The organism is Rhizobacter sp. P3_B12 (genome assembly GCF_056402895.1).
Genome location: NZ_JBFUGN010001610.1, coordinates 1 through 755, shown reverse-complemented (window position 1 = coordinate 755; position 755 = coordinate 1). Strand labels below are relative to the sequence as shown.

General features: G+C 75.0%; 2 protein-coding genes. Both read left to right on the top strand.

Annotated features, from left to right (window positions below):
- A partial coding sequence (locus AC1D01_RS37215) for a helix-turn-helix domain-containing protein (protein WP_477874908.1) occupies positions 1-291 on the top strand: 291 nt, incomplete at its 5' end.
- 77 nt (positions 292-368) lie between these two features.
- On the top strand, positions 369-755 hold a 387-nt coding region (locus AC1D01_RS37210), incomplete at its 3' end, for a paraquat-inducible protein A (RefSeq protein ID WP_477874906.1).

Genomic DNA, 755 nt, shown 5'->3' with positions numbered 1-755 from the left:
GTGCTCGGCCCGGCGGCGGGGGCGCCGCTGCACGTGCGGGCGGTGTTCCAGTGGCCGGTGTTCTGGTCGGCCGCGAGCCTGGTGTCGCAGGCCACGCTGTCGCCGGTCGCGCTGCCATCCGGGTTGTCGGCCGGGCTGGCGCCGGCGTCGGCCGAAGCCCCGCCGACGCTCCAGGCGCTGGAGACCGATGCGATCCGCCGCGCCGTCGCGGCGGCCGGCGGCAATGTCTCGCTGGCGGCACGGCAGCTCGGCGTCGCGCGCAACACGGTGTACCGTCGCCTGAAGGGGTAGCCGCGAATCCGCCGTCGTCCTACACACTCGCTGTCCATCCCTCCCTACGATCGGCCTTCGCCGTACCTTCTGCCTGAATGACCGACTCCACCGCCTCCCGCCCGGCTCCCACCGCCGACCTGCCCGCCGAGGCCGTCGATGCGGCAGCCGACGCCCCCGCGGTGCTGTGCCCTCGCCCCGACCTGGTGGTCTGCGAGCAGTGCGACGCGGTGCACCAGCGCGTGTCGCTGCAGCCCGGCGAGACCGCGCACTGCCGGCGCTGCGGCGCGCTGCTCGGCCGCGGCCACCGGGTGTCGCTGCCCGGGCTGCTGGCGCTCGCGCTCGCAGCGCTGCTGTGTTTCGTGATCGGCAACCTGACGCCGCTGGTCTGGATCTCGGTGCGCGGATCGCCCGATCCGGTGACGTTGCCCGAGGCGCTGTGGCAGACCTGGGAAGCCGGCCAGCCGCTCGGCGCGATGCTGGCC